This window comes from Legionella santicrucis (genome assembly GCF_001468135.1).
Taxonomy (GTDB): Bacteria; Pseudomonadota; Gammaproteobacteria; order Legionellales; family Legionellaceae; genus Legionella; species Legionella santicrucis.
Genome location: NZ_LNYU01000015.1, coordinates 1 through 19,047 on the forward strand (window position 1 = coordinate 1; position 19,047 = coordinate 19,047).

Here is a 19,047-nt window from a genome sequence, read left to right on the forward strand (position 1 = left end):
TCTATACACAAATCAATTACAGTTTGGTTTAACATTAGTCGCTTAGTTTCTACTGAGACAAAGCGTTGCTTTGTCTCCTTAATGCCCCCTTAAATTGTTTTCAAGCCTCGGTATTTCCGTAAGGTAAATGCTCTAAATTTGGATACTGCACCGTACTTCATACACAACATCTGTTTTCAATGTCGCTATGAAGCCCAATCCCGTACATAAGTATGCATTCAAACATCGGAGAGGCATCAAAACGCGGTTTTGTACTCAAATTTTCTATTCTGTTTGATTATTTTTTATACAAAAATCCAGCGTGGTAAAAAACTCAAATTGTGACAACATAAGCGATGAGTTAAACTGGTAGTTATTTTTGATAGATAGGAAAAAAAATGCCAGATAGTATTAAGGTTCCAGAAATAACCAATCTCCACCAAAACTCCATTACCATTTGGAAAACATCAGGCATAATCTTTCAACAGAAAGACTTTTATCGATTGGTTGAAGAAAATCACGCCTTTAATTTTCAACTATGGCATGCAGAAGACAAAGCGCGTCGTGATGACTTGGGTTATGAGTTTGTATATCAAGCAAAACGAGAAATAGATAAGTTTAATCAATTACGTAATAATCGCATGGAAGCTATGGATGAATGGCTTTTCAAGCATTTACAACCTGCAGAATTCAGTATTTGTCCTGTCAATTCTGAATCACCAGGTATGATTATCGATAGACTCTCTATCTTATCCTTAAAATCCTATCATATGTCCCTACAAACAAAGCGTACTGATGCAACAGAGGAGCATCGGCAAAATTGCTCTAACAAGTTAATCATCATTCAACAACAATTAGAACAATTATCTCAATGTTTTGACGAACTGCTTGAGGAAGTACAAGCAAAAAAACGGACATTCAGAATCTATCATCAATTTAAAATGTATAATGATCCTAATCTAAACCCAGAATTATACCGCACTTAGTAAGAACTATTTTCATTCAAGATGAGGTCAGACATCCTGCGGCAAGCCGCAGGGATGGAAGAAGCAAATACTTGCAACAAGAATGGTAATTTATGGATTACCTTTTATAACCAATACACAAAAACAAATAAGAATAACCAAACTACGTCTACAAAGTGCCAATACCATGCAACACCTTCAAAAGCAAAATGTCGTTCTGGAGTAAAATGGCCGTATTTACATCGGAAAAAAATAACGATGAGCATTATAGTTCCCAATGTTACGTGTATGCCATGAAAGCCGGTTAACATAAAAAAAGTCGTACCATAAATACCAGCGGATAAAGTTAAGTTCATCTCCGTGTAAGCTTCATAATACTCATAACTTTGAAGAACCAAGAACAATATACCTAATGAAATTGTTAAAGCCATACCAATAAGCAATTGCTTTTGTTTCTTTAATTTTAATGCCCAATGAGCCCAGGTTACCGTAACCCCAGAAGTTAATAAAATTAATGTATTCACTGCTGCTAAGCCCCAGGCTCCCATTGCCTCGTGTGCTCCAGCAAAAACATGGTTATCTGGATTATTTAATATAGGCCAAGTTGAGTCAAAATTAGGCCAGAGCGTAAAGTGAGTAATAGGATGTACTTCACCACCTAAAAGAGGTACAGACCAAAGTCTAGAGTAGAATAATGCACCAAAAAAAGCACCGAAAAAACAAACCTCGGAAAAAATAAACCAACACATTCCCCAACGAAAGGATCGGTCAACCTGCTCATCATATACACCCTTTGAGTTTTCATAAATGACTTGACCAAACCAGCCAAAAAGCATGAAAACCATAATTCCAAAACCAATGGTGAATATATAAGGGCCATACCAATCATCATGAAGCCAGGATCCGGCTCCTACAAGAGTAGTGGTTAATCCACATGAAGCAACTAAAGGCCAATGGCTTGGTTTAGGGATGTAATAAGTACCATGTGCTCCCATTGTAATTTAATCTCCTGTATCAATAATCATTTATCAGTTACATCAAATAAAGTATAGGATAACGTAACCGTATTTATTTTTTCCGGTAAGTCAGCATCTAAATGAAACAATAAAGGCATGTTCATTGCCTCATGCCCATCCAGTGTTTGCCGAGTAAAACAAAAACACTCCGTCTTTTTCAAGTACTTAGCTGCAATTCCTGGAGTGACACTGGGTATTGCTTGTACAGACATCGGATGATCGGTTTTATTTTCTGCATAAAAAGCCAGTTTCGCAATTTCACCAGGATGAACCTGTATTTTTCGAGTTTTAGGGTAGAATGCCCATGGCACTCCACTATTATTAGTTGCAACAAACTCAACAGTAACTATTCTGTCTTTAGCAACTTTTACCTTAGCGGCATCATACGCGACTGCCTCCGGGTTTGTTTTGCCATTAATTCCTAGACTTTTACAGATACTATTGTAAATAGGAACTAGGGCAAAACCAAAAGCAAACATTCCCACAACAAGCAAGGCTAATAAAAAAACCAACTTATTATGCCCTTTACTTTCACTCATATAAATACACCTATAAATCTAACTTAGGGGGAGTTGAAAATGTATGATATGGAGGAGGTGAAGGTAAAGTCCACTCTAGTCCAAAGGCACCTTCCCATGATCGAGCAGCAGCAATATCCTTATTAGTTCCTTTCTTCCTGACTGTAGCAATTACATTGTATAAAAAGAGCAATTGGGTAAAACCAAAAATGAACGCACCAATTGAAGAGATCATATTAAAATTAGTAAATTGCAACGCATAATCTGGGATTCTTCTTGGCATGCCTGCTAACCCTAAAAAGTGCATAGGAAAGAAAGCAATGTTTACTGAAATTGCTGATAACCAAAAGTGCCATTTACCCAAACACTCGTTATACATATGCCCAGTCCATTTAGGCAGCCAGTAATATGTCGCTGAAAAAAGTGCGAATATTACTCCAGGAACTAGAACATAGTGGAAATGAGCTACAACAAAATAGCTGTCTTGGTATTGGAAGTCTGCTGGGACCAAGGCCAACATCAAACCTGTAAAACCACCAATTGTAAATAAAAATACAAACGCTAATGCAAACAACATTGGGGTCTCGAAGGTCATAGATCCTTTGAACATCGTACTTACCCAGTTAAATACTTTAATTCCAGTAGGTACTGCAATTAACATAGTAGTATACATAAAGAACAACTCTGCACCTAAAGGTATGCCCGTTGTAAACATATGGTGTGCCCAAACAATAAATGACAATATGGCAATGCTCACCACCGCATAAACCATAAAATAATAACCAAATAGGGGCTTACGGCTAAAGGTAGGAATTACTTCTGAGATAACTCCAAAAGCAGGCATTACCAAGACATAAACCTCAGGATGTCCAAAAAACCAAAATACATGTTGAAAGAGTATTGGATCGCCACCACCAGCTGCGCTAAAAAAGCTTGTTCCAAAATGTCGGTCTGCCAACATCATAGTCACTGCCCCTGCCAACACAGGCATAATTGCAATCAATAAAAAAGCAGTAACTAACCAAGTCCAAACAAACATAGGCATTCTCATTAAAGTCATGCCTGGCGCGCGTAAGTTTAAGATAGTTGCAATGATGTTAATGGAACCCATAATGGATGAAAGACCCATCATATGAATTGAGAAAATCATAAAATCGGTGCTTGGAGGAGCATAGGTAGTTGATAAAGGTGCATACATGGTCCAACCAAAATTTGGGCCACCGCCTGCATGAAATGTTGTTGAAAGCAATAAAGTAAAAGCAAAGGGCAGAATCCAAAAACTCCAGTTATTTAACCGAGGCAAGGCCATATCTGGAGCACCAATCATCATTGGAATTTGCCAGTTTGCTATTCCGGTAAACGCAGGCATAACAACACCGAATAGCATGATTAATCCATGCAGTGTCGTCATCTGGTTAAAAAAGTTTGGATCAACAAAGCGGTGACCAGGCTGAAACAGTTCTGCTCGAATCACTAAAGCCATTCCACCAGCAACAAAGAAGCTAATCATTGCCAGCCACAAATAAAGCGTACCAATATCTTTGTGGTTCGTAGTAAACAACCAACGTTTTATAAACCCTAAAATACCTTTACCTTGCTCAGGTCCATGATCATCGTGTTTTTCATCATGCGCTAATGTATAACTACTCATTGCAAACCTCCAGCTTGAACTTTATTAACCATGGTTGGTTGTTGATTAGCATTCTTTCGTTGTGCTGCAACATCCCCGGGTTGAATTAAATCATTAGTATTATTATCCCAAGCATTACGCTCATAAGTAGCGATAGCAGCAATTTCCTCATCAGTAAGTTGATCTTTATAAGGTTGCATTGCAGAACCAGGAATACCATGAAGTATTACATCTATATGACGCGAAATAGGATGGCCTGTAGCTACAGAACTTCCTCTAAGTGCTGGATACAGTGGGGGAATACCCATACCATCTGGTCTATGACATGGAGAACAGATTTGGTCATATTTTTCTTTCCCGAACGTCAGTAATTCATCGCGAGTCATTGTTTTTTGTGCTGCTTCGCTTGCCTCTTCTTGAGTGTATTTATCTTCTGATTTTGTTTGTGCAGCAACCCACTTATCAAAATCATCTTGGCTTACTGCTTCGACAACTATAGGCATAAATCCATGATTAACCCCACACAGCTCAGCACATTGCCCTCTATAAGTGCCAGGTTTTTCAATAGTCGCCCAAGCTTCATACATAAAACCAGGAATTGCATCACGTTTTATACCTAATTCAGGAACCCACCAGGAATGAACTACATCATTTGAGGTAACCAGAAAACGAACCTTCTTATTTACAGGTAAAACTAATGGCTTATCGACTTCCAATAAGTACCATTCATTCTTTTTTTGACTGTTTTCAATTTGATTGAATGGAGTAGATAAGATACTAAAATAGCTAATACCTTGATCTAGATATTCATACTGCCATTTCCATTGATATCCCACTATTTTTACAGTAATTTCTGATTGTCTCGTATCATCCATGCGCATTAAAACACGAGTCGCGGGTATTGCAAGTCCAACCAAAATTAAAAAAGGAATAACAGACCAAAAAATTTCTAACCTAGGATTATCGTGGAATGATGCTGCTTTATATCCTTTAGATTTTCTATGATGAATCATAGAGTAAATCATTACCCCAAATACAACGACGCCTATTACGGCACATACAGCCATACAGACCATATGCAAGTAGTACGCATCCTTACTGATAGGAGTAACCCCTTCATACATATTCAGCTGCCAATTATTTGCAGCTGCAAATATTGGCTGGCTCCCAAACCAGACACCTAGCATTATTATTAATTTACAGATTTTTAACCTGTTTAACATCCCCATTCCTCGCCTTATCATTGAAGTTTGAATAAAAGACCTGAAAAAGTTCCCATGCCTTATATTCAGATAATTGGCTCTTCAATTCAATCAATATCTCCATTCAAGAAAAGGCCATAGTAATACCTTAACTTGAACATAACGCATACGCCCTTTTTCTTGAGCAAAACCTGAGGTCTTCAGGTTTTGCTCAAAGTTCAATTTACCACAAAGAGTAGTTTCCTTCAGTTTTAGATTTACTAACCATATACTTAATTGCTTCAATTACTTCATCAGTTGTACAGTGCTTGCAGCCACCGTTTTTCAAATGTTTTTTTCCATTAACAGTATTTTCAATGAGAACATCCATATTTTCTGCAATTAAAGGTTGCCACGCTTTTTTATCCCCTATCTTTGGCGCGCCTTCTTTTCCTTCATTGTGACAAACAGCGCAATTTTCATTGTAAATAGTTTCTCCATTGGTAGGATATTTTTTAGCACCGCCAGATTTAAGGTGTAATAATTGGGTACGAGTCAAGGACTTATCTAGTATGTAATCCACAGCTGAAATAATGTCGTTATCGGAACAAGTGACGCAAGCCCCTTTCACCGGCATGAAGTTAAAACCGTGGATAGCATGGCGATATAATCCATTTAAACCGCTTGTTTTTAATCGTTCATACCAACCTGGAGCATTCCCCATTAATGGGGCAGTCATTGCACCTTCTTGATGACAAATAACACAAGCAGTGAAATAAACTTCCTTTCCACGAGAAAGAGAGGGTGGATTTTTTGAAGCGGGCAGTCCTAAAGGCTCTTCACTGACGACTGTTTTGAGATAAGTCGCAACAGCCATTCTATCAGCATCTGTTAAATACATCATGCTGTTATGATTCACTTCAGCCATAGGGCCAGCTACAGGACCGGCATTGTTAATCAGTTTATCGAGTTTGAATACATCAACAACTTCTTGATGAGTTGCTGACTCCAATCCATATTTAGTGATATTAGGAGCCCAATAACCATCAATAAAACCACCTGTTAAATAATATCTGGTCTTTGGAGAACCAAATACATTTAATGGGGTATGACACATGCTACAGTGTCCTAAACCGTCTACTATATATTTTCCACGGTTCCATTCTGAAGATTTATCGTTCTGATATTGATAAACACCTTCTTGAGGGAAGAAAAATAATATATTCCATCCCCAAAGTGTAAAACGAGCTCCAGGAACGTTGAATGGGAAAGGCAATGATTTATTCTCTAAATGGACTGGTGGCAAGCTCATGAAATAAGCATACAATGCACGTGCATCTTCATCAGATATCTTAGAAAAATAAATATAGGGAAATACCGGGAAATAGTTTCTACCTTGGGGATCACGTCCTTCTCTTAATGCGCGAACAAAATCCTGTTCAGTCCAATTACCAATACCGGTTTCTTTATCTGGAGTAATATTAGGGCTATAAAATGTTCCAAAAGGTGTCGCTATAGGTAATCCTCCTGCATAAGCCGGGGTACCTCCTTTAACATTAGTATGGCAGGAAATACAATCCCCCATTTTTGCTAAATATTCACCTTTTTGAATCAAAGTTTGTTGCTCACCAGTAGCTGGAGCGGTAGGTGGATAAGCAGGATAATATCCATCAATAACTGATAATTTCTCTTGAACAGGTGCATTTTCTGCTTGTAATAATTGACCTGTCATGCCAAGCACAGTCACCGTTGCAGTGACAATTAGCTTTCTTAGTAACAAAGAGCCCACGCCCCCTCCTATTTGTTCTTATTTTGTACGCATATCTTATGGAGACAGAATAACCGATGCATTTTATACTCCACAACACATAAGTTGCAATGTTATAATGACTATCTTTGATTTTTTTTATATCGTTATTATGTTTGTTTATCTTGATGGCTTACTTTTAGGCTTATCCTTAATCATTGCTTTAGGACCACAAAATGTTTTTTTAATCAAACAAGGAGCGCTTAAAAATCATGCGATCCTCTCCGCCATTATTTGTTTTATTTGTGATTTTATCTTAATTTGCGGCAGTATAGCAGGTCTTCATAAGTTACTCATAATCCGTCCTGTTTTGCAAATCTGGATGCTGCTACTGGGCTCTGCCTTTTTGCTTTTTTATTCTGCAAAAGCACTAACAAATACTTTTTCAAAAACTGAGAAAACTTCAGAAAATGCAGCCAAACCCCGTACAAGAACTCAGATAATACTTTTAGCCTTAGGTTTTAGTATACTTAATCCGCACGCAATTATCGACTCTTTGGTTATTATAGGTGGAGGCAGTAGCGGATACCCTAATAAAGAACATATTTTCCTGCTAGGAGTGCTGACATCAAGCTTTCTTTGGTTCAGCTCATTAACATTTACCGCACGATATTTTTCTGACATTTTAACAAAAGCGAATGTATGGAAAGGAATTGAACTCATTAGCGGTCTACTTATGGCTTTTATAGGAGTTAAGTTAGGAACGGATAGTATCCATTTAATCTCTGTATTGTTTGAAAAATCGACTTAGAATAGAAAGGGCCAATCAGTGTGTCGCCAATTGACCCAGTGGAATGACACATAGCAAGTCCAACCTCGCAAGGCGGAATATCTCATAACCAATGATCCATGTCAACTCAAGAAGATGTATTTTAAGAAATAGAGTTTCCAAAGAGGTCTATTGTTGTTCTAGCACGCTTCAGCTAAACTTATGTTTTTATAAATTTTGAGCAATACATGTTTTATGGCGATACCATCCAAGAAACACGACAAATGTTTTTTTCCAGTTGGGACAAATTTCAACAGAGAAAACTCTTATCTCCTTTAGAAAATGAAATTGTTCAAGTTATTCTCGCCCATCCTGAATACCATAAGATTTTTGAGGATCAGAATAAATTTCAACAACAGTCTTATTTTCCTGAGCAGGGAACATCCAATCCATTTTTGCATATGGGCCTTCATCTTGCCGTTAGAGAACAAGTGACTACTGATCGCCCGGTAGGAATAAGCACTATCTACGCTAAATTACTCCAAAAATATAATGACTCTTTAACCGTCGAGCATTTAATAATGGAGCAGCTTGCCGAACTCCTTTGGCTTTCACAAAAAAATAATTTGCCGCCTGATGAGACCCATTATTTACGTGCTTTAGCTAATTTAATGTGAGTTTTCGTTAAAAAATCTATTTAGATCCAGGTCCATCTTCAGCCCGAACGGTTCGCAGTAAAATTCGCGTTAAACTACTAAAAAGCACTTGATGACTTTTGTTTTAAAATATAAAACTGATACCACTATCGTAATAAGTATTAAAATTGCCAAGAGTGCCAGTTAAACGTTTGCCAATTCCCATATCGATTGCAATGTCTTTAGTGATTAGAAAAATGACACCAGCATCCAAATTATATCCGGGTCCTCGATTAGGGCCAGTACTTGTTTGACCATAAACTTCAGCGTAAAATTCCAGCCAGTTTTGTGCAAACCAACCAATTAACACATCAGGACTAAAACTATTAAAACTTCTTCCTCCATCATCTTTTGAGGTACTAAATGATAAGAAGCCCACCATAGCAGTCATGTTAATGTTTTTATGTCTGAATGCTAAAATACCATTGAGCCAGTAACCATCCTTCGCCGTACCATAGTGTTTGCCTCCAGAAGCAGGAATATAAACTGCTCTGGTTGCAATATTCCAATGTTTGGTATAAGTAATTTCGTGTTTTAATGCCAATTGTGTCGTGGAGAGGCCCGCGAGATTAAGGCTAGGATTTGTCTTTTCGCTGGGAAATAAAATACTTAACTCGCTGCGCCACGGGAGCCCAATACGTATTTTAGACTGTGGCCATAACCATTGTTCTCCTCGATTGATAAAGTCATTGTATTGAATACCACCTTCCAATGTAACTCGCCCATAAGGTACAGGACAAGCACTAGTAGCAACTGTGGGACGTTTAAAATAAGTAAGAATTGCTCCCTCAGTGCAAGGATAAGAAACTCCTTGATTTGATTCCTCTATAGCAATAGATAATGTGCTAATAGAGAACAAAAGTCCTCCAAAAATGAATTTGCTGCATATCGCATTCATTATCAATTCTTAGATAGAACGGTTAATTGTATACACTAATAGTCTCATCCCTTTGATAAATGATATAAGTCAATCAGAACACTTCGTTTTTTATTCATCTTGTCGCTCCATTTGATATTCAAGAATGTCCCCAGGTTGACAACTAAGGTAAGCACAAATTGCCTCCAATGTAGCAAAACGTATCGCTTTAGCTTTACCATTTTTTAAAATAGATAAATTTGCTTCAGTAATCCCTATTGCCTCAGACAACTCTTTAAGCCTGCATTTACGTTTTGCCATCATTACATCTAAGTTAACAATAATTGACACGGGAATATTCCTTAAATTGTTAATTGTGTTTCTGACTTTAATTGATGCGCTTCTTGAATAATCCATGACGCAACTAAAATGATAAATGCAGTGATTAGAGTAGATAAGTTTGCTGATTTCAACGTAATGCTTGCAAACCGTTCCCCCACGGGGTTATTAAAAGTAAGAGCTGCGGTAATTAGCGGTTGATAAATAAGTTGGATCAACTCTCCTAATATCATGTAAAGACTTACCTGTTTAATTAATTTGATATTGTCCTCTTCAAATAAGTATCCTTGTTCGAAAAGTTTAAATAGTTTAGCGAGCTTATAACAAATGAAAATGGTAATCGTGAGGGGTAAACCTTCAATCGCTAATAAAATACAGCGATGAGCTAAAGAAAAGTGTTCAAGATCATCAATGCGTTCAGGAGCGATCACCGTAGACCAACCACCTAAATGACACATCCAATCGAATTTAACTAAAATCAAAAACGCTGTCATTAAAGGGATAAGCCAACACAGTGAGCGAAAGAACAAATAGAGCAAATGACTTGTATTTTTTATTTTATTCATGGAAAAACTCCTTAGGATAGCATTGACCATGAATTATAATAATTTATTATCGTTTCGCAATAATTATTTTAATTTTATCATTATTTGTGGCCATCAGAGTCTTCGTTAATTTGAGCTATGTTTCGAATAAAGAATGGAAGACTGGGTATCTTGCCCAAAATAAGTTAATATGAAGTTTTTAATGGCAAATCCGTATTTTTATGACTGATCAAGAAAAAAATACCCACTTCGGATACACTACTGTCGCTTGGGATGAAAAAGAAAAAAAGGTGGCGGAAGTTTTTCATTCTGTAGCTAAAAATTATGATTTAATGAATGACTTAATGTCTTTTGGCATTCATCATTTATGGAAACGCTACACCATTGAACTTAGCCAGGTTCGTCCAGGGCAATTTGTTTTAGATTTAGCAGGCGGTAGTGGTGATTTAACACGATTATTATGCAAAAAAGTTGGTGATACCGGACGTGTTATTCTTGCGGATATTAATTCAGCGATGCTCAATGTAGGGCGTGATCGTCTGTTAGACGAAGGTTTATATAAAAATATTGACTATGTACAAGGCAATGCCCAATGTTTGCCTTTTGCGGACAATAGTTTTCATTGCATTACCATGGGCTTTGGTTTAAGAAATGTGACCGATAAAACAGAAGCGCTACGCTCGATATATCGTGTCTGTAAACCTGGAGGAAAAGTAATGATTCTTGAGTTCTCCACACCCACATTCCCAGGCTTAAAACCAATTTATGACTGGTATTCGTTCCATATTTTACCTAAAATAGGGAAGTTTTTTGCGCAAGATGAAGCCAGTTACCAATATCTTGCTGAATCCATACGCATGCATCCAAATCAGATGGAGCTCAAAAAAATGATTGAGCATGCAGGATTTGAAGACTGTCGTTATGACAATCTAAGCGGCGGCATAGTTGCCTTGCACATTGCCTATAAATATTGAGTTGATTATGCTAAAAAAATATTCTTTAAAAGCCCTTCAAAAAGCCATAAACAAAGCAGTTAAACTGGACGAAGACATGCCTGCTAAACTGCAAGCGCTTGACAACAAATGTCTTGAAATGGTTATTAGCCCATTAAATGTTAATTTTTTCATTTTATTTCAAAATAGTGACATTATTTTACTTGACCATTATGATAAAGAAGCTGATACCGTCATTCACAGCAGTCCCCTAGGTTTAATCCGTCTTAGTTTATTACCAGCATCTAAAGCTCGATCTTTATTTAATGATAAAATCCGCATAACAGGAGATACTGAACTAGGGCAGTATATTAAAAAATTATTCGATGAAATGGATATTGATTGGGAAGGCCACCTCGCTCATTTCACAGGTGATGTAGTGGCGCATCAAATCGGTTCTTTTTTCCGCAAGGGACTCAAATTCAAAAAGCAATTTGATGAGTCCATACGTCAAAATATGGCCGAGTACTTACAAGAAGAGTTACGTGTCGTGCCCTCAAAGTATGAATTGGAAGATTTTTTTGCAGAGATTGATGAACTGTCCTTAAGTGTTGAACGCTTACAAGCCCATGTCAATCAACTAATAAGTCATTATGAAATCCATTAAAAAACTCATTCGCCTTATCCATATTAATTATATTCTGGCAAAAAATGGACTAGATAATCTAGTCGTGTCATTAAGATTATTTGCACCGCTTCGTTTCATGGTTTATTTAAACCCTTGGAACTGGTTTCGCAAAGAGCATTTAACACATGGAGAAGCATTACGTATTTCATTGGAGGCTCTCGGACCTATTTTTATTAAATTTGGTCAGGCGCTTTCTACCCGCCCTGATATTTTACCTATAGATATCGCCATTGAACTCAGTAAATTACAGGATAAAGTTCCCCCATTTCCTAGTGAAAAAGCAATGGCAATTATTGAGAAAGCCTATGGTTTGTCTCCTTATGAAGTCTTTGCTGAATTTGATTCCATACCTTTAGCATCAGCCTCGATGGCTCAAGTACATGCTGCAAAATTGAAAACAGGGGAAGAAGTCATCGTCAAAGTACTAAGACCCAATATGCGGCGTATTATTGAGAATGATTTAAGTATTATGCACACCATAGCCAAATGGGCCGATCGATACTGGCCTGAAATTAGACGTTTAAAACCTAAAGAAATTGTAGCCGAATTTGAACATACCTTGCTTGATGAACTCGATTTACAAAGAGAAGCAGCTAATGCCGCTCAATTAAGACGTAACTTTGATCGCTCCCCTATTCTGTATATCCCGGAAGTATACTGGGACTACTCACGTGCTAATGTGATGGTCCTTGAGCGAATTCATGGTATACCTGTATCAGACATAAGCAGCTTACAAGCAAACGGCATAGATATAAAAAAACTGGCTGAACGCGGTGTAGAGATTTTTTTCACGCAAGTATTTCGTGATTGTTTTTTTCATGCGGACATGCACCCTGGAAATATTTTTGTATCCTATAACAACCCTAAAGATCCTCAATATATTTGTATTGATTTTGGCATTATGGGAACATTAAATGACAACGACAAACGTTATTTAGCTGAAAATCTTTTAGCATTTTTTAATCGAGATTACCGTCGCGTTGCTCAATTGCACGTAGAGTCAGGTTGGGTTGCCCGCAATACTCGAGTGGATGAATTTGAAAGCGCTATTCGTACGGTATGCGAACCCATTTTTGAAAGACCTTTAAAAGACATTTCATTTGCCCAAGTAGTTTTGCGCCTTTTTCAAGTGGCACGGCGTTTTCATATGGAAGTACAGCCCCAGCTGGTTTTACTGCAAAAAACATTGCTGGCTATAGAGGGTCTAGGACGCCAACTTTATCCTGAACTTGATTTGTGGACCACAGCAAAACCCTTTCTTGAAAAATGGGTAAAAGAACAAATCGGACCCAAGGCTTTTTTTACCCAATTAAAACAAAATCTACCCTTTTTTGCAGAGCAATTGCCCAATATGCCAAAATTAGTCTTCGATTTTCTTGAATTAAAAAGAGAAGAGTTAATCAAAGATCAGAAATCTTTAACCCATAAAAAACGGGAAGATAAAAAAGCTGCCGTACACTGGAAAAGTATTGCCACTGGAGCAAGTATTTCTTTTCTTCTAATGGGTCTGCTTGATTATTGGCATCTTATTCAGCACAAACAGCTTGCTCCTTTAGCTTTTATAGGGGCCACTATCACGGCATTGTTTGTTCTTCTTAACCGTAGCATGAGGAATTAAAATGGGACTAAGCGGCATCAGCCCTCTTTCTTTATTATTAATCTTAGTAATTGTTGTTATTCTTTTTGGCACTTCTAAATTAAAAACCATAGGTGCTGATCTTGGTGAAGCCATTCGAAATTTTCGTAAAGCACTGAACGAAGAACAACCCCAAACACCAAAAGAGGATGACAAATCCTTATGAGTGGCGAAATTTTAGTAATATTGGTTGTTGCTTTAATTGTATTTGGCCCTAAAAAACTACCTATGCTCGCAACTCACCTGGGACTATTGCTAAGAAAAATAAATCAATTAAAAGCACAGGCTGTTGCCTTATGGCAACAGCAACTTAATGAAATACAATTACACGAAAATCAGCGTAAAGCCAAAGAAGCTGATGAGCAGTATAAAAAAGAAAAGCCTTTGTAATTTTCTCCAAGCTTTACTTTTTGATCATTCTCAAACTGAATGAACTCTTCTTGAAAAACTATTTATTCTCTAATGAAGGGCTCTTCGGCTCAGGCATTTCAAAACCTTTATGCTCAGGAAGATCTTTCAGTTGCTCTTTAGTAGGCAGCAAAGACTTACCAGTAATTTCTTCAGGCTCTTTATCTTTTCCAAGTCCGGGTCTATAAAGTTTTCCGTCTCCGTTTGAATAAGCGAGAACCTTATTCGTTTCCGCATCAACCATTACAAAACGCCGTCCATCTGCAGCTTGTTGTTTAAAGAAATCGGTCATCTGCTCTGGAGTTTTGAAATCGAAACTTACTTTTCCTTCTTCATCAGGTTTTAGCTTATCTTCATTTACCTCTATTGGAGGCTTTTGGCTTTGACAAAACTTTTTATAGTCTTTTAAAAGCCTCTCCATATCCGCACTCTGCACCAGAACACTTTGTTTCTTTTTTGCTTCTTCATCCTCTTTATCTGTAGTAGCAGTGAAATTGCTCATCACCTGATCTGGAGTCACTGATTTTGGGGGAGTCCCGAGCTCCAATTCTTTCTTTTTCCCTTTCTCTTTCTCTTTTTCTAGATCTTCTTGCATAATGCCTCCAGACATTGTTTACGTCACAGTGGGTCATTGCGATAAATGGCTCTGTACCCAATGGTTAATCATTTGCTTTTGGCCTAATGTTTGCACATTAGCAGCCACCCCACCCCCAATTGCCAAATGCCCCTGGGGAGTACATTGATTTATCCATCCCAATAACATGCCTCCATTAGCCATAAATTGGGAGGCGTGCTCAAGACTTTTCTGTACTGAAGGCTCATCCGCCGTCATTGCTTGCCCATTGCAGTACTTCATTGTGGTAATGGGAATCGTCCTATATACGCCCTGTAAATGTTGATATTTAGCTTTAGTTAATAACCTCTCAATTTCAAAGATTACAGACGCTTGATTTGATCCTATTATCCCTGTTTGCCAACCACCTTTTCTATAGGTATCTAAAATTTTATCAGTTTGCTCTTGATTAGCAGAGTACGTAATTCCAACACTTTTTGAGCCATGAGCATGTAACTTAGCTACTTCATCTAAGATGATAATCGCTTGTTCTCTAGATGAAACATCAATTCCATTTTTTTTAAAATCAACATGGAATGGAACAATGCCATTTGGTTTTAGCGAAGGCATGCTAATTCCTTACAATTAAAAATTGTGTTGATAATTTAATCATAGTTTATCCTTTTTTTGTTTTCAATAAAACAAATAAAGCATCTTTTCAGCTTTAACGTGGCACATGCTGCTTCGTAGACCCTTACCCAATTTTTCCGGCCGCCAACTGCTCTAAAGAGTCACCTGCCAAACGAAATTGCAATAGATCCGTGCGTGGATGTGCACCTAAAAACTCATAGAATTGAATGGATTTTTTATTCCAAGTAAAGGCATGCCCTTCCATGCGACAACATTGTTTCTCGATGGCTAAGCGAGCAAGATAGGATAATAAAGAAGTGCCCAAACCATGATTTTGATATTTTTCATTTACAAATAAATCTTCTACATAAAGAACAGGTGCAGCTTCTACAGCAGAATAAGAAAAAAAATATAAGGCATAACCTGCGGGCTCTTTCTTATATTCAGCTAATAAGATATAAAAATATTTATTTTTGCCAAAGCCATGAGCTTCAATTTTATCTCGAGTTAAACTCATTGCTGCAGGTTTTTTTCGTTCATATTCCGCTAATTTCTCTACTAAGAAAGCAATCTTTTCTTTATCTTTTTTTGTAGCAACTCGAAAAGTAAATTCCATTTTTTATCCCCTGACACACCCCAAAAAACTAATCAAATCGGTTTACTGGCTGATGACAATAAGGAGCCTTATGATGTTTCGCATAATAATCTTGATGATATTCTTCTGCGGACCAAAATGTTTGTGCTGGAAAAAGACGCGTAGCAACTTGATATCCTTTTTTTTGCAATATTTGGATTAATAGCTCTGCTTCGTCTAATTGTTCTTGGTTGTAATAAAAAACGGCACTTTGATATTGCTGTCCTATGTCAGGACCTTGTCCTGATTTTTGCGTCGGATCATGAATTTCGAAAAATCGTTTTAAAACATGATGATAATCTGTTTTATCTCTATCAAAAATAACCCGCACAGCTTCATAATGTCCTGTATTACCTTGACACACTTGTTCATAACTGGGGTCTAAAGTAACACCACCGGTATAACCTGCCTCTACTCTGAGTACCCCAGGAATCTGTTTTAAAAAATGATCAACTCCCCAAAAACATCCACCTGCCAAAATTGCTTCATCAGTGTCTAAAACCTGATTATCGGCAACAAAATCAATAGAAGCTGAATTAACACAATGGCGTAAATTCTTTTGGGTAAAATATTCCCCAGTAAAAACATGACCTAAATGAGCATCACATCGTGCGCAAAGTATTTCCATACGCTTACCATCACGATCAGGAATCTGTTTCACTGCATGGACAACATTATCATCAAAACTTGGCCAGCCACATCCCGAGCTGAACTGACTTGATCCGCGAAATAAGGCCAAACCGCAACGCCTGCATAAATAAGTCCCCTGAGTCACCAGAAAATTATAGGCTCCAGTATGAGGATATTCTGTAGCCTTTTCACAAACTACTCTTTTCGCTAAAGGAGTCAAACTGACTGTCTTATCAAGATAATTGTCCATAGTGGATTACCTTTTTTGTTGTCCCTGACAAATTTTATCTGCTAAATACCCTACAGCTCCAGCATAATAGATAGAATTATTATAGTGCAAAATCATCTTATAATTGGGAAAAGCTAAAAAAGTAGGACCACCCAATGGTTGAACAATACTTGCTTGCAAATTTTGGTAGGGTAAAGGCTGACCATCTTCTGTACGTACCCCTGCAGCACTCCATTCACTTACAGGTTTTACAATTGTTTTACCTGCCATCGCCATGTTAAATTTGGGAGGTAGCTTGACTTGAATAGCCCAAGGCTCCCCAGTTTGCCAACCATTTTGTTTCATGTAGTTTGCAATTGAGGCAAAAACATCGGGTTTACTTCTCCATATATCTTTGCGCCCATCACCATCATAATCAACAGCATATTTTACCCAACTTGAAGGTAAAAATTGTGGCTGCCCCGAAGCGCCAGCCCACTCACCCTTGAAATCAGCCAAATCCACATGACCTTCATTAAGAATTCGTAAGGCAATAAATAATTCTTTACGGAAAAAATCCTTGCGATTAGAGTCATAAGCCAGGGTAGCTAATGCTTTAATTACAGGAAAATTCCCCATATAAGTGCCATAACTTGTTTCCATACCCCAAAAAGAGACAATAAAACAGGGATTAACTCCATATTGCTTAGCCACCGCATCCAAGACTGCTTGATTACGTTTGTATTCTTTACGACCAATAGCGATTCTATAACTATCCACTCGCGTATTACGATATTTCATAAAGGTTAATCGATGTTCAGGTTGCGAATGCAAAAGCCCTTTAATTTGATGACTTGGTTCATGGATATTCGCAAATGCTTCATCAAAGATTTCTGGCGAAATCCCTTGCTGTAACGCTTCTGCTCTAACTCCAGCAACCCATTGATTCCAATTTTGTTGTGCAAAGGCAACATGATGTATCAGAACATATACTATTGCAGCAAGTCCCCATTTCTTCATACTTCTTCCCCCTAATTTTTACTGTTACCTTTGTTTTCTATTTTACAGACTCTTAAAGCGCTTCCATAAATGCAACTAAATCGGTTTTTTCATCTTTTGTTAATTGTAACTGTAAAACCAAATTAAAAAACTCTACGGTATCCGCTAAAGTTAATAAACGTCCATCATGTAAATATGGAGGAGAATCTTTAATACCTCGCAAAGGAAACGTTTTTATAGGCCCATCACCAACCGCTCTCATGCCATTAATTGTTTGTGGTTGATAAAATTTCTCTGTTTGTAAATTATGCATGGTGTTGTCAGTATAATAAGGAGGAGTATGGCAACTGGAGCATTTTGCTTTACCAAAAAAGAGCTCTTGGCCTCGTAACTCTGCTGGAGTTGCTTTAGCAGGATCCAGTTTCCCTTCCCAATTCAATTTAGGGGCAGGAGGAAAATCCAAAATCTCTTGGAATTCCGCCATGAAATGAACCTGGCTGCCACGCTCAAGAATATTCACTCCTTTCTTGGTTGCAATAACAGGATCACCATCAAAGTAAGCAGCTCTTTGTTCAAATTCGGTAAAATCTTCTACTGTCTTCAAAGCACGTTGCGAGCCAAATAATCGTTGGATATTGACGCCACGTAAAGTTGGCGTATTAATACGATGACGAAATTCCTGAGGCCTAATATCACCTACCAAATGAGTTGCTTTGTTGGTATGACCATTAGCATGGCAATCAAAACAGGCAACGCCGCGACTGGGTTTCACCGTACGCCTATCTTCTGTTTGGTTAAATTGTTGCTGCATAAAAGGAGTGACTAATAAACGTAACCCTTCTAATTGTTTAGGATTTAATAAACCATTAAATAACTCGTAATAATTTTCAATAGTTACCACTTTACCTTTGGACACATCACCCAGATCAGGCCTGGTGGTTAAATAAATGGGGGCAGGATAAGGAGGTAAAAAATGATCGGGAATGTCAAAATCCAAATCAAAACGAGTTAAATCTCTATCCTCCTGTTTTTTAATTTCATCAATAACAAATTTAGGAAATAACATTCCACCTTCTGGATGATTAGGATGAGGCAAAGGTAAGAAGCCCTGAGGGAAAAGGTCTTTAGCCTTAATTTCTTCTGGACTCATTTTGCCCAACTGCTCCCAAGTGACACTTTCAGGCAATTTCACCCGAACCCCGTCTTGCACGGGTTTTCCATTAGACATCTTTACGGTTTGAGAAGGATTATTACTTAAATCATAGCGCTGCTTTAATAGTTCTTGCTGGCGATCATCAACCCCCTGTTTGGCATTACTCATACGCTGCAAAATACTTTGAAAACTCTCATGAATATCCACTGGCATATAACTTGAAGGGAGCGACTCAGTTGAAGGAACAGGTGGTGTATCGGCATAACCTAAGGAGCAAAGACTAGCAGTGAGGACACTTATTTCTAAAAATTTTTTTAACATAGTTAAGTCCATTCA

Annotated in this window: 22 protein-coding genes; 8 read left to right on the top strand and 14 right to left on the bottom strand. The window is 37.7% G+C overall.

Features of this window, described 5'->3' with window-relative positions:
* The first annotated feature begins 377 nt into the window (after positions 1–377).
* The gene (locus Lsan_RS03725) at positions 378–965 is read left to right on the top strand and encodes a DUF4254 domain-containing protein (RefSeq protein WP_058513188.1); all 588 of its coding nucleotides are present in this window, start codon (positions 378–380) and stop codon (positions 963–965) included.
* Positions 966–1,069: 104 nt separating this feature from the next.
* Here Lsan_RS03725 and Lsan_RS03730 read toward each other — a convergent pair whose 3' ends face one another.
* The 5 genes from Lsan_RS03730 to Lsan_RS03750 all read right to left on the bottom strand — a co-directional run bounded on the left by Lsan_RS03730 (position 1,070) and on the right by Lsan_RS03750 (position 7,078).
* Complete coding sequence (locus tag Lsan_RS03730; protein ID WP_058513189.1) at positions 1,070–1,939, bottom strand: cytochrome c oxidase subunit 3; 870 nt, start codon at positions 1,937–1,939, stop codon at positions 1,070–1,072.
* A 26-nt stretch (positions 1,940–1,965) separates the two neighbouring features.
* Complete coding sequence (locus tag Lsan_RS03735; RefSeq protein ID WP_058513190.1) at positions 1,966–2,499, bottom strand: cytochrome c oxidase assembly protein; 534 nt, start codon at positions 2,497–2,499, stop codon at positions 1,966–1,968.
* Between the two features lie 10 nt (positions 2,500–2,509).
* Positions 2,510–4,129: a cytochrome c oxidase subunit I gene (ctaD, locus tag Lsan_RS03740; RefSeq protein ID WP_058513191.1), complete on the bottom strand. Its 1,620-nt coding sequence runs from the start codon at positions 4,127–4,129 to the stop codon at positions 2,510–2,512.
* Complete coding sequence (gene coxB / locus Lsan_RS03745) at positions 4,126–5,331, bottom strand: cytochrome c oxidase subunit II (RefSeq protein ID WP_058513192.1); 1,206 nt, start codon at positions 5,329–5,331, stop codon at positions 4,126–4,128. Before coxB ends, ctaD begins: the two co-directional genes overlap by 4 nt.
* 202 nt (positions 5,332–5,533) lie before the next feature.
* Positions 5,534–7,078 carry a c-type cytochrome gene (locus tag Lsan_RS03750; protein ID WP_058513193.1) on the bottom strand — a complete coding sequence of 515 codons (1,545 nt, stop codon included), beginning with the start codon at positions 7,076–7,078 and terminating at the stop codon, positions 5,534–5,536.
* 130 nt (positions 7,079–7,208) lie between these two features.
* Here Lsan_RS03750 and Lsan_RS03755 point away from each other — a divergent pair, with 130 nt between their 5' ends.
* Entirely contained in the window at positions 7,209–7,847 is a 639-nt protein-coding gene (locus tag Lsan_RS03755) for a LysE/ArgO family amino acid transporter (RefSeq protein ID WP_058513228.1), read from the top strand.
* 206 nt (positions 7,848–8,053) lie between these two features.
* Entirely contained in the window at positions 8,054–8,482 is a 429-nt protein-coding gene (locus Lsan_RS03760; RefSeq protein WP_058513194.1) for a DUF1841 family protein, read from the top strand.
* 103 nt (positions 8,483–8,585) lie between these two features.
* Here Lsan_RS03760 and Lsan_RS03765 read toward each other — a convergent pair whose 3' ends face one another.
* The 3 genes from Lsan_RS03765 to Lsan_RS03775 form a co-directional block, all read right to left on the bottom strand.
* Positions 8,586–9,359 (bottom strand): transporter, encoded by a 774-nt coding sequence (locus Lsan_RS03765; RefSeq protein WP_162265584.1) that lies wholly within the window; start codon positions 9,357–9,359, stop codon positions 8,586–8,588.
* 129 nt (positions 9,360–9,488) lie between these two features.
* Positions 9,489–9,707, bottom strand: a complete 219-nt coding sequence (locus tag Lsan_RS03770; RefSeq protein ID WP_058513196.1) for a helix-turn-helix domain-containing protein — start codon at positions 9,705–9,707, stop codon at positions 9,489–9,491.
* An 11-nt stretch (positions 9,708–9,718) separates the two neighbouring features.
* Positions 9,719–10,261, bottom strand: a complete 543-nt coding sequence (locus Lsan_RS03775; RefSeq protein WP_058513197.1) for a DUF2975 domain-containing protein — start codon at positions 10,259–10,261, stop codon at positions 9,719–9,721.
* Positions 10,262–10,461: 200 nt separating this feature from the next.
* Between Lsan_RS03775 and ubiE the strand changes: the two genes are divergently transcribed.
* From ubiE to Lsan_RS03800, 5 genes are read left to right on the top strand one after another with little or no spacing between them, the layout of a single operon-like run.
* Positions 10,462–11,214: a bifunctional demethylmenaquinone methyltransferase/2-methoxy-6-polyprenyl-1,4-benzoquinol methylase UbiE gene (ubiE, locus tag Lsan_RS03780; RefSeq protein WP_058513198.1), complete on the top strand. Its 753-nt coding sequence runs from the start codon at positions 10,462–10,464 to the stop codon at positions 11,212–11,214.
* Between the two features lie 7 nt (positions 11,215–11,221).
* Entirely contained in the window at positions 11,222–11,839 is a 618-nt protein-coding gene (locus Lsan_RS03785; RefSeq protein WP_058513199.1) for a ubiquinone biosynthesis accessory factor UbiJ, read from the top strand.
* Positions 11,826–13,478 carry a ubiquinone biosynthesis regulatory protein kinase UbiB gene (ubiB, locus tag Lsan_RS03790; RefSeq protein WP_058513200.1) on the top strand — a complete coding sequence of 551 codons (1,653 nt, stop codon included), beginning with the start codon at positions 11,826–11,828 and terminating at the stop codon, positions 13,476–13,478. Before Lsan_RS03785 ends, ubiB begins: the two co-directional genes overlap by 14 nt.
* Position 13,479: 1 nt before the next feature.
* Positions 13,480–13,662 carry a twin-arginine translocase TatA/TatE family subunit gene (tatA, locus tag Lsan_RS03795; protein WP_058513201.1) on the top strand — a complete coding sequence of 61 codons (183 nt, stop codon included), beginning with the start codon at positions 13,480–13,482 and terminating at the stop codon, positions 13,660–13,662.
* Positions 13,659–13,886, top strand: a complete 228-nt coding sequence (locus Lsan_RS03800; protein WP_058513202.1) for a Sec-independent protein translocase subunit TatA/TatB — start codon at positions 13,659–13,661, stop codon at positions 13,884–13,886. Before tatA ends, Lsan_RS03800 begins: the two co-directional genes overlap by 4 nt.
* 58 nt (positions 13,887–13,944) lie before the next feature.
* Here the strand turns inward: Lsan_RS03800 and Lsan_RS03805 are convergent, their stop codons facing one another.
* From Lsan_RS03805 to Lsan_RS03830, 6 genes are all read right to left on the bottom strand, one after another.
* Positions 13,945–14,499 (bottom strand): hypothetical protein, encoded by a 555-nt coding sequence (locus Lsan_RS03805; protein WP_058513203.1) that lies wholly within the window; start codon positions 14,497–14,499, stop codon positions 13,945–13,947.
* Between the two features lie 33 nt (positions 14,500–14,532).
* Entirely contained in the window at positions 14,533–15,087 is a 555-nt protein-coding gene (locus tag Lsan_RS03810; RefSeq protein ID WP_058513204.1) for a hypothetical protein, read from the bottom strand.
* A gap of 124 nt (positions 15,088–15,211) precedes the next feature.
* Positions 15,212–15,703 (bottom strand): GNAT family N-acetyltransferase, encoded by a 492-nt coding sequence (locus tag Lsan_RS03815; protein ID WP_058513205.1) that lies wholly within the window; start codon positions 15,701–15,703, stop codon positions 15,212–15,214.
* A gap of 28 nt (positions 15,704–15,731) precedes the next feature.
* Complete coding sequence (locus tag Lsan_RS03820; protein ID WP_058513206.1) at positions 15,732–16,601, bottom strand: bifunctional methionine sulfoxide reductase B/A protein; 870 nt, start codon at positions 16,599–16,601, stop codon at positions 15,732–15,734.
* A 6-nt stretch (positions 16,602–16,607) separates the two neighbouring features.
* Positions 16,608–17,579, bottom strand: coding sequence for a lytic murein transglycosylase (locus tag Lsan_RS03825; RefSeq protein WP_058513207.1), 972 nt, complete (start codon positions 17,577–17,579; stop codon positions 16,608–16,610).
* A 52-nt stretch (positions 17,580–17,631) separates the two neighbouring features.
* On the bottom strand, positions 17,632–19,032 hold the full coding sequence (locus Lsan_RS03830) for a hypothetical protein (RefSeq protein WP_058513208.1): 1,401 nt from the start codon (positions 19,030–19,032) through the stop codon (positions 17,632–17,634).
* Between the last annotated feature and the right edge of the window lie 15 nt (positions 19,033–19,047).

Excerpts from the sequence above, each read along its gene's own strand:
- Lsan_RS03725 (WP_058513188.1), top strand. The coding sequence starts at position 378 with ATGCCAGATAGTATTAAGGTTCCAGAAATAACCAATCTCCACCAAAAC.
- Lsan_RS03730 (WP_058513189.1), bottom strand. The coding sequence starts at position 1,939 with ATGGGAGCACATGGTACTTATTACATCCCTAAACCAAGCCATTGGCCT.
- Lsan_RS03735 (WP_058513190.1), bottom strand. The coding sequence starts at position 2,499 with ATGAGTGAAAGTAAAGGGCATAATAAGTTGGTTTTTTTATTAGCCTTG.
- ctaD (WP_058513191.1), bottom strand. The coding sequence starts at position 4,129 with ATGAGTAGTTATACATTAGCGCATGATGAAAAACACGATGATCATGGA.
- coxB (WP_058513192.1), bottom strand. The coding sequence starts at position 5,331 with ATGTTAAACAGGTTAAAAATCTGTAAATTAATAATAATGCTAGGTGTC.
- Lsan_RS03755 (WP_058513228.1), top strand. The coding sequence starts at position 7,209 with ATGTTTGTTTATCTTGATGGCTTACTTTTAGGCTTATCCTTAATCATT.
- Lsan_RS03760 (WP_058513194.1), top strand. The coding sequence starts at position 8,054 with ATGTTTTATGGCGATACCATCCAAGAAACACGACAAATGTTTTTTTCC.
- Lsan_RS03775 (WP_058513197.1), bottom strand. The coding sequence starts at position 10,261 with ATGAATAAAATAAAAAATACAAGTCATTTGCTCTATTTGTTCTTTCGC.
- ubiE (WP_058513198.1), top strand. The coding sequence starts at position 10,462 with ATGACTGATCAAGAAAAAAATACCCACTTCGGATACACTACTGTCGCT.
- Lsan_RS03785 (WP_058513199.1), top strand. The coding sequence starts at position 11,222 with ATGCTAAAAAAATATTCTTTAAAAGCCCTTCAAAAAGCCATAAACAAA.
- ubiB (WP_058513200.1), top strand. The coding sequence starts at position 11,826 with ATGAAATCCATTAAAAAACTCATTCGCCTTATCCATATTAATTATATT.
- tatA (WP_058513201.1), top strand. The coding sequence starts at position 13,480 with ATGGGACTAAGCGGCATCAGCCCTCTTTCTTTATTATTAATCTTAGTA.
- Lsan_RS03800 (WP_058513202.1), top strand. The coding sequence starts at position 13,659 with ATGAGTGGCGAAATTTTAGTAATATTGGTTGTTGCTTTAATTGTATTT.
- Lsan_RS03805 (WP_058513203.1), bottom strand. The coding sequence starts at position 14,499 with ATGCAAGAAGATCTAGAAAAAGAGAAAGAGAAAGGGAAAAAGAAAGAA.
- Lsan_RS03810 (WP_058513204.1), bottom strand. The coding sequence starts at position 15,087 with ATGCCTTCGCTAAAACCAAATGGCATTGTTCCATTCCATGTTGATTTT.
- Lsan_RS03815 (WP_058513205.1), bottom strand. The coding sequence starts at position 15,703 with ATGGAATTTACTTTTCGAGTTGCTACAAAAAAAGATAAAGAAAAGATT.
- Lsan_RS03820 (WP_058513206.1), bottom strand. The coding sequence starts at position 16,601 with ATGGACAATTATCTTGATAAGACAGTCAGTTTGACTCCTTTAGCGAAA.
- Lsan_RS03825 (WP_058513207.1), bottom strand. The coding sequence starts at position 17,579 with ATGAAGAAATGGGGACTTGCTGCAATAGTATATGTTCTGATACATCAT.
- Lsan_RS03830 (WP_058513208.1), bottom strand. The coding sequence starts at position 19,032 with ATGTTAAAAAAATTTTTAGAAATAAGTGTCCTCACTGCTAGTCTTTGC.